The following is a 16,520-nucleotide window of genomic DNA, read 5'->3' on the forward strand; positions in this document are numbered from 1 at the left end:
GGAGGAATGACAAATGACAAATGAAATTCAAGAAAAAGGACAACGCGCTAAGGCCGCAAGCTACGTGTTAAATATTAAAACGACCTGCGAAAAAAATGAAGCACTGAAAAAAATTGCTGAACAGCTATTAATTGATCAACATGACATCATGGCTGAAAATGCCAAGGATTTGGCACAGGGTGAGCAACAAGGCATGCCTGCTTCTACGTTGGATCGCATTATGCTCAATGAAGAGCGTATAGCAGCAATGGCAGATGCCATTCATTTACTCATCTCCTTAAACGATCCAGTAGGCACAATTGTTGAACGTATTGATAAAGACAACGGTCTACGCATTGAAAAAAGAATCGTGCCGCTTGGTGTCATCGGTATGATCTATGAGGCTCGACCAAATGTCACAGTCGATGCAGCGACACTTTCTCTGAAAACGGGCAATGCAGTCATTTTGCGCGGAAGCTCCTCCGCTAAGTTTTCAAATATCGCTCTTGTCGCAAGTATTCATCGCGCACTTGCTAAAACATCCATCCCTACCGATGCTGTGCAATTAATTGAGGATACAAGCCGCGAAACAGCCAAAGAACTATTTCATTTAAAAGAGTACTTAGATGTACTCATTCCTCGTGGTGGCAAAGCGCTGATTGATTTAGTTGTCAATGAAGCGACTGTCCCTGTACTCGAAACAGGTGCAGGCAACTGTCACATATACGTGGATCAAATGGCGGATTACATAAAAGCAGAAAAAATCTGTCTAAATGCTAAAACACAGCGTCCTTCTGTTTGTAATGCAGCAGAAAGCTTACTCATTCACCCTGCTTGGTTTAAGGAACACGGTGGCCAGCTTTTAACGTCCCTTCATAACGCAGGCGTAACGATCATTGGTGATGACCAAGTATGTCAGCGTTTTGAAGCTGCCCTTCCAGCTACGGAGGAAGATTATGCGACAGAGTTCCTTGATTTAAAAATAAGCGTTAAATTGGTGGAAAATGTCTATGAAGCTATTGAGCATATTCATTACTTTGGGACGAATCATTCTGAAGCCATCATTACAGAAGATCAATTAACTGCCGAGACGTTTTTAAACAATGTCGATGCGGCGGCAGTATATCATAATGCCTCTACCCGCTTCACGGACGGCTTTGAATTTGGCTATGGAGCAGAAATCGGCATTAGTACGCAAAAGCTACATGCCCGTGGACCTATGGGCTTGCCTGCATTAACATCAACAAAATATGTTATTCATGGCAATGGCCAAATTCGTGAATAGTTCTTATAGTTTCATAAAATAATAGAAGGAAGGTTTCGTATGAACATCTCAGCAATCATTAAACTAACAGTCTCCATGGCGCTGTTTGGTTCCATCGGCTTTTTTACCGTTCATACTGGTGTTCCCGCTACAGAGCTTGTCTTTGTTAGATGCATTTGCGCAACCCTCTTTCTAGGAGGCATGTGGCTCATCACGGGTGGACATAAAACAGAGGTTTGGGATAAGAAAGAAATTCTCCAAACACTTATTTGCGGTGTCTTTATTGTGTTAAACTGGGTATTTTTATTTAAAGCTTTTGAAGAAATGTCCATTTCAATTGCCATTTCCATCTATAATTTAGCCCCTATATTTGTGTTAATTTTAGGCGCTATTTTTTTGAAGGAAAAAATGACCATTCAGGCACTTGTAGCAACAATCACTTGCTTTATCGGTAGTATTTTTATCATTGGTCTCAATAATTTTGTGTCGTTATCAGAGTTTATGCAATCTGGTTTTGTCTGGGCATTACTGTCAGCAGTATTTTATGCCCTCACCATGCTAACAAGCAAAACCATTACGAAGCTTAGCTCCTATGCGTTAACCTATATTCAAACAACGGTTGGAATCGTGATACTACTTCCTTTTATCGACTTCTCGCTGTTTGATGGATTAACGACAAGCAATTGGTTTTATATACTTGGCACAGGCTTTATTCATACAGGATTTGTTTACTATTTATTTTTTGATAGTATACGCAGTCTTTCTACCATTCTTGTATCCGTATTAGTTTTCGTCGACCCTGTTGTCGCCATTTTACTAGATATGCTACTGCTTGATTTTATGCCAAGCTTTATGCAAACGATGGGGATCCTTCTCATATTTGCTGGTATTTTTTATACGATTTATGTTCCGAAGAAAAAGCGGCTACCACAGGAGGTCTCATAATGGGCAAGCTCTTCACAATTGGGGAATTATTAATTGACTTTACACCGACACAGCAACGCGGCTCCCTTGCCAATATCGAGCATTTTACTAAACATGCAGGAGGAGCCCCTGCCAATGTAGCCGCTGTCTGTGCAAAGCTAGGTCAACAGGCAACTCTTCTCACACAAGTAGGTCAGGATGCCTTTGGTGATTTCCTGATTAAAACGTTGCAGCAAGCAGGTGTAGATACGCAGTTTATTCGTCAAACAACGGATGCCGAGACAAGTCTTGCCTTTGTTTCATTAAACGAACATGGCGATCGAGATTTTCAATTTTATCGCCGACATGCTGCAGATCTCTTGTACAAACAGGAATACCTCCCCTCACAGCTATTAACAGCGCAAGATATCGTTCACTTTTGCTCTGTTAATCTTGTGGAGAGTCCTATGAAGCAAGCACATCTTGCCTTTATTGAGCAGGCACATCGAGCAGGGAGCCTCGTATCCTTTGATCCGAATGTGCGCCTTCCTTTATGGCAGGATGAAGCTGCGTGTCGTGAAACCATTTTAGCCTTCTTACCTAAAGCCCATATTGTCAAGCTTTCAGAGGAAGAGCTATTGTTTTTAACTGCACTAGAAGATGAACAAGAAGCTGTCCAAATATTATTCCGGGAGCATGTAGCCATCATCATCATTACACATGGCGCTGCTGGGGCTACTTTATATACGAAGAAGCATCATGTGAAGGCTCCTGCTGATAAGGTACAAACCGTTGATACAACTGGGGCTGGTGATGCATTTATAGGCGCTATTTTAAGTCAATATCTTCATCATGGACTATCGGTGGATTATGTGGTAGCCTATTGTGAGCAGCATGCGATGTCACTGCTATCTTTTGCAAACCGTTATGCAGGCATTTCGACAACAAAGCACGGGGCGATTCCCTCCTATCCTGATATGAATCTAGGATAAATCGAAACTTTTTGTCCTTATTGTTCGTATGTACTAGTGACAGGTCAATTAAAGGAGGACTTATATGGAATCGATAACAAAAAAACGCACAGCAGCATTTTTAATCGATACAGCTATTTCAACGGCTGTCACGTTTGGTGTTGAACACTTCCTACGAAAAAAAGTGAAAAATGAGGCTGTTCATGCACTTGTTACGCCAACTGTCGTATTGTGGGCACTAGAATATGCACAACTTCGTAAAAACGGACAAACCATTGGCTACAAAGCAATGGGATTAACACTTGAAAATGAAGATGGTCGTCCATTAACAGAAGGGCAAATTATGAAACGCATGGCTTATCGAGACACCATCAGTACGTTTGATTATCTAAAAGATCGCCAAGCCTTTGAGCAACAGCATGGACAACGTCTTCCTCATGACAGCTTTGCTGGTACAGTTGTAAAGGAAAAATAAATGAAAGCTGCCTAATTAGATTGGGCAGCTTTCTTTAATTGGAGCATTTTGCTAAAGTGTTAATCTTCCTTATCGCCTGAACCATTACAAAAAGTAGGAAGGAATTATACTGCCTCTTTAGAGAAGTACGCTAATCTTTCGCAATAAACTGCTGTATATCATTCGATAAAATCGCTTTATCTGAAGGAAACCAAAAATAAGTAGTGCCATCAAATTGGATGCCATATTGAAAAGCAATGGCTTCGTCTGTATAAAGGAGTACATCATAACGACTTGTATCACCATTTGGTTCAAAGGATGGGGCTAGTTTACTGTTGGCTAAAATCGACTGTATATCTTCCATGTCAGACGGGTCTGTATAGCTAGCCGTTTTTCGATTGCCTTCTTCCAGAGAGAATGTGTAAAATTCTATTTTCTTCACTTGTGCTAATGGAACCTGATCAAAATGCCGTCGTGGCGGAGCCTCATCTCTTACCATATAAATTCGATAGCCATTAATCACCGACTGATCCTCTACCGCAATGGCATCGTCAAGACCCTTTATCGCATAAAGCTTCGTTCCTTTCTCATGAAAGGCTGCATCGCCATCCTTAAAACGATAGGAGGTCCTTTTGATCTGATCAGCCACCTTAAAATTAACTTCCCCTATTTCCTTATCAATGAATGAACGATCGGCTAACGCTACTTCATAAACAGCTTCATATTGTTTACCATCCCATTTGATTAAATCGACCCATTCGATTATGACTTGACTACCGCAAGCAGTCAGCAACAAACACATGGTACAAAGGAATATCCATTTCTTCAACAACATCCCCCCTTTTTAGCAGTAGACCCAAGCAACAATTGAAAAGTTACAAAGTATTCCGCTAATCTGGCATGTTAGTGAAAAACGGTGATTTCATCCATTACCAGTATTTCTTCATTAGAATATGGGGGATGCCACAATCCATAAATTCTTCGCCTTCACGCTGATAGCCTAATTTTTCATAAAAGCCCTCCGCATAGGACTGGGCATTTAATTTTGCTTTTGTTAGTCCTTTATCTCGTGCAATTTGCTCTAGGCCCACAATAATCTCCTTGCCAAGGCCAAATTTGCGGTATTCTTCCAATATACAAATACGCTCTAATTTGCCATAGCCCTCCACAACTCGAAGTCTACCTGTTCCAACGGGTTGCTCATTGTAATACACCAAAATATGGTCGCATGGAGCATCTAGCGCATCAAATTCATCATACTCTTCTTCCTCAGGCACTTGCTGCTCTTCAATAAAAACGTTTCGTCGAAAATCGAACGCTGTTTGTAATTCCGCTTCAGTTGTTACTTTTTTTATACGCATAACTAATCCTCCTAGTCTCTCCTGCCTTATCATCTTCCCTAGGTGCAATTTCACTTCGAAGATGATAGTATTAGTATAGAACGATTTTTATTGCAATTACAATAAAAATCTCAGGAGGATCGAACATGAAAGAAATCTTACGTGAAATAGGTGCCATTGCACGGGCATTGGACTCAATTAGCAATATTGAATTTAAGGAATTGGATTTGACGAAGGGGCAATATTTATATGTCATCCGTATTTGTGAAAATCCTGGTATTATTCAAGAAAAGGTCGCAGAGCTATTGAAGGTGGATCGTACAACGGCTTCACGGGCTATTCAAAAATTGGAGACCAAAGGCTTTATTGAAAAACGGATTGAACAAGGCAATAAGAAAAATAAATTACTCTTTCCAACAGCCAAAAGCATGGACATCTATCCTTTTTTAAAACGGGAGGGCGAATATTCCAATGCTCGTGCGCTTGAGGGATTTTCCAATGAGGAGATGGACAGCATTCACAGTCTACTAACACGTGTGTTGCATAACATCGAAATTGACTGGGAAGAGGTAAAGAAAGGACATAAACGACAGTATTAAAGGCGATCCCTTGTGGTTTATCGCACACTTGGAATCGCCTTAAGCTAGACATTGGCTGCGAATACTCTTTTTAATACAGCAACCATAAAGTCAAAGTCCTCGTCTGTACAGCAAAGCGGTGGACTTAACGTAATGATATTATTGAAACCTTCGACTGTATCACCATTTCTTCCAACAATTAAGCCATTTGCTTGACAATCAGCCATAATTTTCGCTATAAGCTCCGGCTTGGCAGGTGTTTGAGATTGTTTATCTTCGACCAGCTCGATGCCAATGAGTAACCCAAGCCCACGTATATCGCCAACGAAGGGCAGCTCTAATAAGTCTTGTAAATCATGTAGGAATTGAATTCCCAAATCTCTTGCTCGTTGCACAAGTCCTTCTTCTTCCATGATTTTTATATTTTCTAAGGCCACTGCACAAGCTGCCGGATTGCCGCCAAATGTATTAATATGGCGGAAATGACTATAGCCGTCTGTCTCTTTAAATTTTTCATAAATGTCTTTGCGTATCGCTGTTATGGATAAAGGTAGGTAGGCACTCGTTAATCCTTTCGCCATCGTAATGACATCTGGTCGAATGTCGAAATGCTGATGGCCAAATAACTTCCCTGTCCTTCCAAAACCACATATGACTTCATCCATGATGAGTAATACCCCATGCTTTCTACAAATACGCTCTACCTCTTTGACATAAGTAGGATGTGGAATAAGCACTCCTCCACCAGTGATGAGTGGCTCCATAATCACAGCCGCAATCGTTTCTTTTTGCTCCCAAATAATCTTTTCTTCCATTTCTCGGGCAAGTGCTAAGCTGTATGCCTCAATGGACTGCCCTTTTGGACGACGATAGTGATCAGGTGGAGCAACATGTAAGAAGCCTGGTGTTAACGGCTCGTACTTAAATTTACGTAATGCTTGTCCTGTAGCAGCTAAAGCCCCAAGTGAACTGCCATGATAGCCCCGATAGCGAGCAATGATTTTGTAGCGGTTCCCTTCCCCATTTTGTTGATGGTATTGACGTATTAACTTAAACGCCACCTCATTCGCATCTGAGCCACTATTGGAATAAAACATCATGTAGTCATCATCAAGTAAGCTGTTAATTTTTTCAGCGAGTCTGATGGCAGGTTCATGGCTTTGTGTTAGGGGAGCATAGCAGAGCTTTTTCAGCTGCTCATACGCAACCTTAGCAAGACGCTCACGCCCATACCCTACATTCACTGCCCATAAGCCTGACATGCCATCTAAAAAGCGATTGCCTAAACTATCTGTAATCCATGCCCCTTCTCCCTGTTCAATAATGGGAGGTGCTTTGTCGTTGTGCATGGACATGTGATGCCAAACATTTTCATGATCTTTTTGTTGTAAAGTATGTGTAAACTGATCATTTCGCTCCATATCATGACCTCCAATCGTCTATCATCGGTGCCTTTTTGTCTATCACCATTTTCCCTATTAAGCTAGTTAATATTGAAATTTTCTGATTTCTCTAACATAATGAAATAGACATTGTACATTCGAAGGGCAGGTGCTAATTGATGTCGAAACATCCTCTACTCGTACGTGATGTCCTCAAGCGCAAGCATTTTGAATCGGCGAAGCTTATCGCAGGGCAGCATGGCCTTGATCGACAAGTATTGTGGACACATATATTAGAAATTAAAGATTTTGACACATTGATCAATGGTGGTGAATTAATTTTAACCACCGGTGTCGGTTTACAGCTAGAACGAGAAACACAAATCGCCTACTTACAAAACCTTATTCGTAATGAGGCAGCTGGTCTTTGTATAGAAATTGGAGACTATTTTGACCATGTCCCCGTAGAATTGATTGCCATGGCAAATGCCCATCATTTCCCTATCATTATCTTTGAAGAAATTGTACGATTTATTGATATTACGCAAGATTTGCACACGTACATAATTAATCAACACCAACAGGCACTTACACAGCTAGATACACTATCCAAAACTTTTATGGAATTATCATTAATGCCCAATGGTATTTTAAAAATATTACAAGTGCTCCACCAAGATACTGATGCGCCATTTTTATTTGTCTCAGAAGATACAAAAAGCTTTTATTATCCGATGGAAGCTAAAAAATACTTACGTGTCATGGAAGAGCATTGTCAGCAGTTAGAACTACAAGAGCCCTTGCACCTTTTGTCCTTGGACAAAGACCATTTTGTCATTATTCCTGTTAATGGGCTTGGACAAGTTTGGGGCTATTTATGTATGCATTCTGGACTGCCAAAGCCGAGTGATTACACCTTGTTAAATCTTGAACGGGCGACCATGTCGATAGCCCATATTTTAATGCGTAACCGTATGCTTCAGGAGCGACAGCAAAGCCGTGAGGATGAATTTATCCTAGCCTTAATTCAAGGTCAGCCAGTAGATATTCAATACTATCAAAGCTATTTACCAATCGAAAGTCGTAATTTATTTTACCGAGTCGTCGTGTTCAATCTACATGATGAGGCCAATACTGTGCCTGAAGAAGAATGGCAGGAAATACAGCTCCAAAATGCCATGTATGTTCGTTCGATTCTGAAAAAGCTAGGGTTTTTCCCTACTGTTTCTGTAAGACAGCATGAGATTATTATTTTAGCCTTTTACATTGCGGCAGATTATATGAAAGACAATCGCGACGCCTTTGATCAAGCGATTTCACAGATTGTTGCACGAAAAGCAGCACAATTTTTTGAGCAACTTACCCTTAGCTGTGGTATTAGCAATGTCTATCAAACGATTGAAAGTGTTCATCTGGGCTATAAGGAAGCCAAATCAGCCATCCACATGCAGCATCATCAATTGACGAGCTCCATCTATTATAAGGATTTAGGTGTTTATCGATTGTTATTACAGCAGGATCAAACAGCTCTCCTACAATTTGTAAAAGATTACTTGCAAGAAATTTTAGTATTAGATCAAAAAAGTAGCCATGATTTATTTCAAACATTAGCTGTGTATCTAACCTGTAATGGGGCTAAAAATGATACGGCAGAACAACTGTTTATTGTCCGTCAAACACTCTATAAACGAATTGAACGGCTGGAAAGTATATTAGGTGCTGATTTTTTACAAGCTCCCCATCGCCTCAATATTGAAATGGCTGTTAAGGCATATGAACTGTTGCAAAAAACAGCACCTGATCTATTACGATTTTGAACGTGGGTCCATAAAATCTCGTAAAGCATTACTGAGCATATATAAGCCTAGAACAAGAATCGTAATGGCTCCACCAGGGGCGTACGTATACCATGGGGCACCGATTAAATAGGCTTGTGAATCTTTTAACATTCTGCCCCAGCTAGGGTTTGGTGGCTGTACCCCAAGCCCTAAATAGCTCAATGCTGCCTCGGCCAGCATAGCCGTCGCAAATGTTACGGTTGCCGCAACAATAATTTGCGATGAAATGTTCGGCAAAATATGGCGGAACATGATGCTATAAGGCTTGACCCCAATTAATTTCGCTGCCAGCACATATTCCGAGTCACGTTGTTGCACAAAGCCACTGCGGGCAATCCTGGCAATAGCAGGTATCGCGATAATGCCAAGCGCTATGGCTGTATTCGTTATTCCTGGGCCGAATACCGCTACAAGCATTAATGCTAAAATGATCCCTGGAAAGGCCATTAAAGCGTCCATCGTGCGCATAAATATTTCATCGACCCAGCCACCAACATAGCCTGCAATCCCGCCTATGAGAATGCCAAACACCGTTCCGATTGCAACCGTTAATAGACCAACGGCAAAGGCTGTTTGTGTCCCCTTCATAATGCGGCTAAAAATATCTCGCCCGAATTCATCTGTTCCAAACATATAAGCACCACCTGGACCACGCAATTTTTCCGGTATATTCATTGCGTTGACATCATGGGGTGTATAAAAAAAGCTAACAAGCATGACGAGCAGAAAGCCAACAATGACGAGGAGACCAATGACTAAATTGATTTTTTTAGTATAGCGCTGTAGTTGTTTCATGGTAGTCACCTCTTAACGTAATCGAATTCTAGGGTCCAGCACAGAATATAAAACATCGACGATAAAATTAATCATGACGACAGCTACTGTAATATACATAACGATCCCTTGTACGAGTGGAAAATCGCGATTACTGATAGCCGTAATCAATAATTGACCAATCCCTGGCAATGAAAACACTTGCTCCACAATAATCGTCCCTGCTACAACCTCCGCCATAATCAAACCAAAAACCGTCAATATCGGGATCATTGAATTTTTCAAAACATGCTTATACATCACATTTTGTTCAGACATCCCTTTACTGCGTATTGTACGGACATAATCGAGCTGGACCTGCTCCAATATAGCTGTACGGACATAACGAAAATTCACCGCAATTTGGGGAATCGCAATCGTTAAAGCTGGAAGTATGAGCGTACTGAGCGCCCCTGCTACACTTTGTGTCCAAGGAATATAGCCACTAATTTTAAAGAAGCTGAACTGTAAGCCAATGTAAAGAATAAGCATCATCCCAAGCCAAAAGGAAGGCACGGCCATACCGATTTGGGTTACAGTCGATAAGGACACATCACTTAATTTATTTTGTCTTCTTGCTGCAAACATCCCTAAAGGTAAGGAGATGATTAAGACAATGATAAGGGTGAGCCCTGCTAATGACATTGTGACAGGAAGTCGATCAAATAGTAATTCTTTTACTGGCATGGAAAATCGAATGGAATTCCCTAATTGCCCTGTCAATAAGCCCTTCATCCAATCCACATATTGTTCATAAAGAGGACGATCCAAGCCAAGCTCAGATCGTAAATTTTCAATTTGAGTGGGATCCGCTTCTGTCCCTAGCATCGTTCGAACCGGATCACCAGGTAATATTTGAAAAACACCAAATGTAATAATGGATACTAGAAGGATGGTTGTTATTAACAGGATGATTCGACGTAGGATATACATCATAAGCACTCATCCCTTTCTAGTTTGAAAACTTGACCTCTGACATATCGTGGAACCAGAATGGATAGCTCTTCAGCCCCGTCACTTGTTTATCAGAGCCCCAAACGATTTGATAATCCGCAATATATACCGCTGTCGCCTGCTCTGCTAAAATTTCCTGTGCACGATGATAGTAATCTATTTGTTTGGCTTGATCTGTTTCCTTTAAAACATCGGCCATAATTTTGTCGTACTCTTCATTTTTAAATAAGAAGAAGTTTTCACTATCATTTGTAGAAATGTAATCATTCAACACTTCAAAAGCAGATGCACGACCCGTTAAATCAATCGTTGTCATTGCATAATCACGACCAAAGTAAACGCGATCTAGCCAAATTCCCCATTCCACGACTTCAATTTCTACATCAATTCCGATTTCTTGCAAATTAGCCACGACAATCTGTGCAATGTTTGAGTAAATATCATTGTGTGAAGACACTGTAATTTTTGTTTTAAAGCCATCAGGATATCCCGCTTCCGCTAATAAGGCCTTCGCTTTTTCCACATCTCGCTCATACATGCTTTCTAAGCCCTTCTTTTGGAAATCGCCCATTGCTGGACTCATATTAGAGCCAAGTGGCACGGCATAGCCTGCAAACACAGAGTCAATAATATCAGCTTTACTAATAGCGTAATTGATTGCTTGACGAACCTTCACATTATCAAATGGTGCCTTTGTTTCGTTAAATGTCACAATAAGAGATGAGTTATTATTTTGATGTGATAAATTATAGCTTCCCTCTACCTCGCTCACACGGTGCCAAGGAACACTCGTTAAATCCACTTCATTGGCCATCAAGCTCATAATGGCTGCCTGATCATCTGATTGGAAGGCAAACGTTACTTTATTCAAATAAGGTAATCCTTCCTGCCAGTACTGCTCATTTTTCTTAAGCTCTAAATTTGTACCTGGTGCATATTTCACAAAGGCAAATGGGCCTGTACCAATTGGATTTTCATTATGCTTCCCATCATTGCTCTTCGGAATAATAGCTGATTGTCTTCCTGTTAATGAATAGAGGAAATTTGAATTTGGCTCTTTTAGCTTGATCACAAATGTACTCGCATCAGGTGCCTCTGTAGATGCCACGTTATCAAAGCTATTGGACATTTTTTCCCCACCATTTTTTCCCATTAAACGGTCAAAGGAATATTGAATATCCTCCATCGTTAAGTCATCACCATTATGAAACTTCACACCTTGGCGAATTTTAAACGTATACGTTAAGCCATCCTCAGAGATTTCATAGCTTTCAGCAAGTCCCTCTTTTAACGAGCCATCTGTTTCAGGAGCCATTAGCCCCTCAAAGATATTAAGAATCATTTGATACGAAATGGACGCTGTTGCTTTATGTGGATCTAAAAAATCTGGATCATCATTGACACGTACAACAATTTCCTGTGGAACATCTGCTGCCGTTTGACCATCCGTAGTACCTGAAGTTGTCGTATTTTTCTCTCCATCACTTGAACACGCCGCCATAACGATTGCCATTAACACTGTTATTAGTATCAATCCGCTTTTTTTCCATTGCATGGCCGTTCCCCCTTTTCCTAAGTGCTTATCTTTTGAATGCTTGTATAACTTTCAACATCCGCCAATCGATCAGCGGCTTTAATACCAGCAAGAATCGCTTCCTCCATCACCTTTGTTGCTAGTTGACCTAAATAATCAAGTGCATAGGATTGATCGCCCGTCCCGAGCACAAAAATCGTATCGCCATCCAGCATCGTATGAACAGGATAAATCGTTCGTGCTAAGGCATTTTGCGTAAGCTGCGCAATCTTTTTAGCCTCTGCCTTCGTTAGCTTGGCATTCACTGCCACAACACCAATGGTTGTATTGGTACCAGCTAATGCCTCTGATTGCGCATGCTCCTCCAGATAGGCACAGCAATCTACCCATTGACCAGAATGCGCATCTCTTGCTCCAGCTAAAATTTGCCTTGTCGTAGGATCCTTGACATCTCCTACTGCATTGACAGCCACGATAGCACCTGCTACGAGACCACCTTTCCCCGCATAGGAAGCACTACCAAGCCCACCTTTCATCGCAAACGCTGGACCTGCTAATTTGCCTATAGTTGCTCCGTAGCCAGCGCCTACATTGCCATTTGGAAATAACCCAACTTGTGCTGCTTGTGCCGCTTCATAGCCCATTTGTGCAGTAGGTCGAGCATGCGGATCACCGATAAATAAGTCAAAGAGGACCGCACTTGGCACAATCGGTATTTTTGCCACACCTGCATCGACCCCAATCCCTTGCTCCTCTAAAAATTGCATCACACCTGTAGCAGCGTCTAATCCAAACGCACTGCCACCAGCTAAACAAATGGCATGGACTCGATCAATTTCATTGATGGGATCTAACGCGTCTGTTTCACGAGTACCTGGTGCAGAGCCCCGAACATCCACTCCACACACCGCCCCGTTTTCCACTAATAGCGCCGTGCAGCCAGTGATGCCCTCCTTGTTTTCACGATGTCCCACCTTAACACCTGGCACATCTGTTATATTGCCAAACATCATCAACACCTCGATTCTTAAACAAATTTAATATTCTGATTATTTATTATACAAAAAGCAAGCTACGCGTTGATGATCATTTTCATTCTGAAGCACCGGTCTTTCCTGATGACATCTTTCCATCACAAACGGGCAGCGTGTATGAAAGACACAGCCGACAGGTGGATTCATCGGACTTGGTAACTCGCCCTGTAAAAGTATTTCTTGTTTTGGCTCATCAAAATTAACCACTGGTATCGCAGATAGTAATGCTTGTGTATAGGGATGTAATGGATTGGCATATAGCTCCTTCTTTGTCCCAACTTCTACCACTCTACCTAAATACAGCACTGCCACACGGTCACTAATATGCTTCACAACGCTTAAGTCATGTGAGATAAATAAATAGGTTAATTGAAATTCATCCTGTAAATCCATCATGAGATTGAGCACTTGCGATTGCACCGACACATCCAGTGCAGATACGGGCTCATCGGCAATAATGAATTCTGGATGAATCGCTAATGCCCGTGCAATCCCAATTCGCTGTCGTTGTCCACCAGAAAATTCATGCGGAAACTTTTGCATGGCATCCTCAGGTAGCCCTACCTTTTGTAACAGCTCCTTCACACGCTCTTTTCGTTGCTCCTTCGTCAAGGTTAATTGCAGCTTCATCGGTTCTTCGATAATAGAACCGATTCGCATCCGAGGATTGAGAGAGGCGAAGGGATCCTGAAAAATCATTTGCATTTGATTGCGGTAACTTTGCAGCTTATTTCCCTTTAAATGCTGGATGGGCTGTCCTTTATACAATACTTCCCCTGCCGTTGGTTCAACGAGCTTTAAAATTGTTCGTCCAAAGGTGGATTTTCCTGAACCTGATTCGCCAACTATACCAAGTGTTTCTCCTCTATAAATCTCTATTGAAATATCGTCAACTGCCTTGATGACTTTTTTCTCTTCCTTCATCGACTTGCGCTTCACAGGAAAGTAGGCTTTTAAATGATTAATTTCCAGCAAAACTTCTTTCTTCGTCATGAGCCAGCTCTCCTTTCTCTGTGAATAAATGACAGCGCACCTTATGTGCCTCTTGAATGTAATGAACTGCGGGTTGCTCCTGATGACAATGCTGCATCGCATGTGGACAGCGAGGGGCAAAGCGACAGCCGTCAGGTAATGCATATGCTGGTGGCACAGTCCCAGGAATCGACGGCAGCCTTTTGACATCTGTTTCAAGGCTTGGCATCGTCTTTAAAAGAGCCGTTGTATAAGGATGCTGTGGATTTAAAAATAGCTCTCTTACTGGCGCTTCCTCGACTATCTGCCCTGCATACATCACCATGACACGGTCAGCTGTTTCTGCGACAACACTCATATCATGGGTGATGAATAAAATGGCTGACCGATGCTCTTCCTTCATTTTCAGCATCAGCTTTAATATCTGTGCCTGTACCGTGACATCCAGCGCTGTAGTTGGCTCATCCGCAATCAGTAGCTGCGGATTATTGGACATTGCGATGGCAATCATGACACGTTGCCGCATCCCGCCTGATAATTGGTGAGGATATTCAGCGATGACCTTTTCTGCATTCGCAATCCCGACTTCCTTTAAGAGCTGAAGCGCTTTATGCCACGCCTCTTTTTTTGATACCTTTTGATGTCTGCGTATGCCTTCTATCATTTGATTGCCAATCGTAAAAACGGGATCTAAAGAGGTCATGGGCTCTTGAAAAATCATACTCATTTCATTACCACGAATACGGCTCATCTCTTTATTTTTATAGCTAAGTAGATTGTTGCCGTTGAAGGTTATAGAACCTGCTGTAATTTCTCCTGGTGGTATGGGCAGCAACCGCATGATGGCTAAGGATGTAATGCTTTTGCCACTACCCGATTCACCTACTAGTGCAACGGTTTCTCCTTTGTGAATGGTAAAGTTCACATCTTCAACAACTTTTGCCTCTTTGCCATTTTTTAAATGGAATTTGATTGATAATTGATTGACCTCTAAAAGCACTTCTTTTTCTTTTGGCTGTTCCATATGCGTCCCTCCATCTCAGTGTTGATTAGGTGGTGCATAGCGTATAGCGATGTTTTTCATTTGCGTATAGTTTCGCAGTGCAACAAAGCCCTTCTCTCGACCAATTCCGCTTTTTTTATAGCCTCCAAACGGCATTTGAATGCCACCAGCAGCCCCATAATTATTGACAAATACTTGGCCAGCCTGCACACGACTTGCCACATAATGAGCCGTATCAATATTTTGCGACCAAATGCCCGCCACTAAGCCATAGTCTGTGCTATTGGCTAATGCGATAGCTTCTTCTACACTGGAAAATGTCAAGACGGTTAACACAGGGCCAAAGATTTCTTCCTGCGCTAATGGATCTTTTGGATCAACGCCATCTAGTATAGTTGGCTGTACATAAAAGCCATTTTCATAGCCTGCCAATGTCAATGGTTCTCCACCCGTAACTACATAGCCATCTACCTTTGCTTGCTGTAATAATGCAGTGATTTTCGTATATTGTTGTTCATTTAGTAGCGGCCCCATATCCATATCCGCTTCACCTGGCCCTACTTGTATGGCTTGGAATTTTTGCGCTAATTGTCCAATGAAGGACTCTTTGATACGTTCCTCAATGAGTAAACGTGCCCCTGCTGAACAAGTTTGACCAGCATTTTGGATAATCGCACGTACAACCCCCTCTAATGCCTGCTCGATGTTAGCATCTGCAAAAACAATATTAGGTGATTTCCCTCCAAGCTCTAATGTCACTGGCACAACATTTTCCGCTGCCGCCTTCATCACCGCAATCCCTGTTGGAACAGAACCTGTAAACGTAATATGATTAATATCGGGATGTGATGTTAAATAAGGGCCAACTTCTCGTCCTAAGCCTGTAATATGCTGGAAAATCCCTTTTGGTAGCTTATCCGCGAACCATTGTGCAATGGCATGGGTTGTCAGCGGTGTATCCTCCGCACTTTTCACAATGACTGCATTACCAGTCGCTATAGCCGCTGCGACACTTCTTGCCGTAATTTGAATCGGATAATTCCATGGCACAATATGTACCGTAATGCCAACTGGCTCTAGCACTACTGCATTTAATAGCCCATCCTCAATCGGAATGGTATCCCCCATCACCTTATCCGCTGCACCGCCGTAAAATTCAAAATAGCGAGCCGCTGCTTCAATATCTGCTCTTGCCTGTGATAAGGGCTTTCCTACATCCCGACATTCGAGTAAACTCCATTCCTCAGCATGCTTACGAATATAATGAGCAAATTCGATCAATAACTGCCCACGTTCATAGGCTTTCCATTGACGCCAGTCCTCTCGTTCAAAGGCTACACGGGCTGCACGTACTGCCTCTTCTACATGTTCTTTACTCGCGTTACTAATTTGTGCAATCACTTCACCTGTTGAGGGATTCTTAACATCTAGGTATGCCTCTGCATCACCGTGAACCCACTCGCCATCTATCAACATAGGAATTTTTTTCATCGTACCCCTC

Annotated in this window: 16 protein-coding genes; 6 read left to right on the forward strand and 10 right to left on the reverse strand. The window is 41.9% G+C overall.

Annotation, left to right across the window (positions count from 1 at the left end; translation table 11 throughout):
• Positions 1-13 precede the first annotated feature (13 nt).
• The 4 genes from ACEVFT_RS18005 (at position 14) to ACEVFT_RS18020 (ending at position 3,592) form a co-directional block, all read left to right on the forward strand.
• Entirely contained in the window at positions 14-1,264 is a 1,251-nt protein-coding gene (locus ACEVFT_RS18005; RefSeq protein WP_393950918.1) for a glutamate-5-semialdehyde dehydrogenase, read from the forward strand.
• Positions 1,265-1,303: 39 nt separating this feature from the next.
• Positions 1,304-2,188, forward strand: coding sequence for a DMT family transporter (locus ACEVFT_RS18010; RefSeq protein ID WP_393950919.1), 885 nt, complete (start codon positions 1,304-1,306; stop codon positions 2,186-2,188).
• Complete coding sequence (locus ACEVFT_RS18015; RefSeq protein ID WP_393950920.1) at positions 2,188-3,138, forward strand: carbohydrate kinase family protein; 951 nt, start codon at positions 2,188-2,190, stop codon at positions 3,136-3,138. Before ACEVFT_RS18010 ends, ACEVFT_RS18015 begins: the two co-directional genes overlap by 1 nt.
• 64 nt (positions 3,139-3,202) lie before the next feature.
• Positions 3,203-3,592, forward strand: a complete 390-nt coding sequence (locus ACEVFT_RS18020) for an RDD family protein (RefSeq protein WP_205442631.1) — start codon at positions 3,203-3,205, stop codon at positions 3,590-3,592.
• A gap of 130 nt (positions 3,593-3,722) precedes the next feature.
• On the opposite strand, the gene ACEVFT_RS18025 is transcribed toward ACEVFT_RS18020, so the two are convergent.
• Together ACEVFT_RS18025 and ACEVFT_RS18030 are read right to left on the reverse strand one after the other, a co-directional pair.
• Positions 3,723-4,400 carry a hypothetical protein gene (locus tag ACEVFT_RS18025; RefSeq protein WP_393950921.1) on the reverse strand — a complete coding sequence of 226 codons (678 nt, stop codon included), beginning with the start codon at positions 4,398-4,400 and terminating at the stop codon, positions 3,723-3,725.
• 100 nt (positions 4,401-4,500) lie between these two features.
• The gene (locus ACEVFT_RS18030; RefSeq protein WP_342443181.1) at positions 4,501-4,932 is read right to left on the reverse strand and encodes a GNAT family N-acetyltransferase; all 432 of its coding nucleotides are present in this window, start codon (positions 4,930-4,932) and stop codon (positions 4,501-4,503) included.
• A gap of 125 nt (positions 4,933-5,057) precedes the next feature.
• Here ACEVFT_RS18030 and ACEVFT_RS18035 point away from each other — a divergent pair, with 125 nt between their 5' ends.
• Complete coding sequence (locus ACEVFT_RS18035) at positions 5,058-5,510, forward strand: MarR family winged helix-turn-helix transcriptional regulator (RefSeq protein ID WP_205442628.1); 453 nt, start codon at positions 5,058-5,060, stop codon at positions 5,508-5,510.
• A 44-nt stretch (positions 5,511-5,554) separates the two neighbouring features.
• On the opposite strand, the gene ACEVFT_RS18040 is transcribed toward ACEVFT_RS18035, so the two are convergent.
• On the reverse strand, positions 5,555-6,910 hold the full coding sequence (locus ACEVFT_RS18040; protein WP_393950922.1) for an aspartate aminotransferase family protein: 1,356 nt from the start codon (positions 6,908-6,910) through the stop codon (positions 5,555-5,557).
• A gap of 140 nt (positions 6,911-7,050) precedes the next feature.
• Between ACEVFT_RS18040 and ACEVFT_RS18045 the strand changes: the two genes are divergently transcribed.
• Positions 7,051-8,688 carry a PucR family transcriptional regulator gene (locus tag ACEVFT_RS18045; RefSeq protein WP_393950923.1) on the forward strand — a complete coding sequence of 546 codons (1,638 nt, stop codon included), beginning with the start codon at positions 7,051-7,053 and terminating at the stop codon, positions 8,686-8,688.
• Here the strand turns inward: ACEVFT_RS18045 and ACEVFT_RS18050 are convergent.
• Genes ACEVFT_RS18050 through ACEVFT_RS18080 form a run of 7 tightly spaced genes read right to left on the reverse strand, consistent with a single transcriptional unit; the run spans position 8,677 to position 16,510 of the window.
• Positions 8,677-9,504 carry an ABC transporter permease gene (locus ACEVFT_RS18050; RefSeq protein ID WP_205442624.1) on the reverse strand — a complete coding sequence of 276 codons (828 nt, stop codon included), beginning with the start codon at positions 9,502-9,504 and terminating at the stop codon, positions 8,677-8,679. The two genes, ACEVFT_RS18045 and ACEVFT_RS18050, sit on opposite strands and share 12 nt — an antisense overlap.
• Before the next feature lie 12 nt (positions 9,505-9,516).
• A complete protein-coding gene (locus ACEVFT_RS18055; RefSeq protein ID WP_009374228.1) occupies positions 9,517-10,458 on the reverse strand; it encodes an ABC transporter permease in 942 nt (313 codons plus the stop codon).
• A gap of 16 nt (positions 10,459-10,474) precedes the next feature.
• Positions 10,475-12,031, reverse strand: coding sequence for an ABC transporter substrate-binding protein (locus ACEVFT_RS18060; RefSeq protein ID WP_342534338.1), 1,557 nt, complete (start codon positions 12,029-12,031; stop codon positions 10,475-10,477).
• Between the two features lie 17 nt (positions 12,032-12,048).
• On the reverse strand, positions 12,049-13,020 hold the full coding sequence (locus tag ACEVFT_RS18065) for a P1 family peptidase (protein WP_393950924.1): 972 nt from the start codon (positions 13,018-13,020) through the stop codon (positions 12,049-12,051).
• A gap of 39 nt (positions 13,021-13,059) precedes the next feature.
• A complete protein-coding gene (locus ACEVFT_RS18070) occupies positions 13,060-14,037 on the reverse strand; it encodes an ABC transporter ATP-binding protein (RefSeq protein WP_393950925.1) in 978 nt (325 codons plus the stop codon).
• Entirely contained in the window at positions 14,006-15,040 is a 1,035-nt protein-coding gene (locus ACEVFT_RS18075) for an ABC transporter ATP-binding protein (RefSeq protein ID WP_393950926.1), read from the reverse strand. Before ACEVFT_RS18075 ends, ACEVFT_RS18070 begins: the two co-directional genes overlap by 32 nt.
• 15 nt (positions 15,041-15,055) lie before the next feature.
• Positions 15,056-16,510 carry an aldehyde dehydrogenase family protein gene (locus ACEVFT_RS18080; RefSeq protein ID WP_393950927.1) on the reverse strand — a complete coding sequence of 485 codons (1,455 nt, stop codon included), beginning with the start codon at positions 16,508-16,510 and terminating at the stop codon, positions 15,056-15,058.
• Positions 16,511-16,520 lie beyond the last annotated feature (10 nt).

It is taken from the genome of Lysinibacillus sp. PWR01 (genome assembly GCF_043359455.1).
In the GTDB taxonomy this organism is placed as follows: domain Bacteria; phylum Bacillota; class Bacilli; order Bacillales_A; family Planococcaceae; genus Lysinibacillus; species Lysinibacillus fusiformis_F.

Coding starts and splice junctions, on each gene's coding strand:
- ACEVFT_RS18005 (WP_393950918.1), top strand. CDS start 14: ATGACAAATGAAATTCAAGAAAAAGGACAACGCGCTAAGGCCGCAAGC.
- ACEVFT_RS18010 (WP_393950919.1), top strand. CDS start 1,304: ATGAACATCTCAGCAATCATTAAACTAACAGTCTCCATGGCGCTGTTT.
- ACEVFT_RS18015 (WP_393950920.1), top strand. CDS start 2,188: ATGGGCAAGCTCTTCACAATTGGGGAATTATTAATTGACTTTACACCG.
- ACEVFT_RS18020 (WP_205442631.1), top strand. CDS start 3,203: ATGGAATCGATAACAAAAAAACGCACAGCAGCATTTTTAATCGATACA.
- ACEVFT_RS18030 (WP_342443181.1), bottom strand. CDS start 4,932: ATGCGTATAAAAAAAGTAACAACTGAAGCGGAATTACAAACAGCGTTC.
- ACEVFT_RS18035 (WP_205442628.1), top strand. CDS start 5,058: ATGAAAGAAATCTTACGTGAAATAGGTGCCATTGCACGGGCATTGGAC.
- ACEVFT_RS18040 (WP_393950922.1), bottom strand. CDS start 6,910: ATGGAGCGAAATGATCAGTTTACACATACTTTACAACAAAAAGATCAT.
- ACEVFT_RS18045 (WP_393950923.1), top strand. CDS start 7,051: ATGTCGAAACATCCTCTACTCGTACGTGATGTCCTCAAGCGCAAGCAT.
- ACEVFT_RS18050 (WP_205442624.1), bottom strand. CDS start 9,504: ATGAAACAACTACAGCGCTATACTAAAAAAATCAATTTAGTCATTGGT.
- ACEVFT_RS18055 (WP_009374228.1), bottom strand. CDS start 10,458: ATGATGTATATCCTACGTCGAATCATCCTGTTAATAACAACCATCCTT.
- ACEVFT_RS18060 (WP_342534338.1), bottom strand. CDS start 12,031: ATGCAATGGAAAAAAAGCGGATTGATACTAATAACAGTGTTAATGGCA.
- ACEVFT_RS18065 (WP_393950924.1), bottom strand. CDS start 13,020: ATGTTTGGCAATATAACAGATGTGCCAGGTGTTAAGGTGGGACATCGT.
- ACEVFT_RS18070 (WP_393950925.1), bottom strand. CDS start 14,037: ATGACGAAGAAAGAAGTTTTGCTGGAAATTAATCATTTAAAAGCCTAC.
- ACEVFT_RS18075 (WP_393950926.1), bottom strand. CDS start 15,040: ATGGAACAGCCAAAAGAAAAAGAAGTGCTTTTAGAGGTCAATCAATTA.
- ACEVFT_RS18080 (WP_393950927.1), bottom strand. CDS start 16,510: ATGAAAAAAATTCCTATGTTGATAGATGGCGAGTGGGTTCACGGTGAT.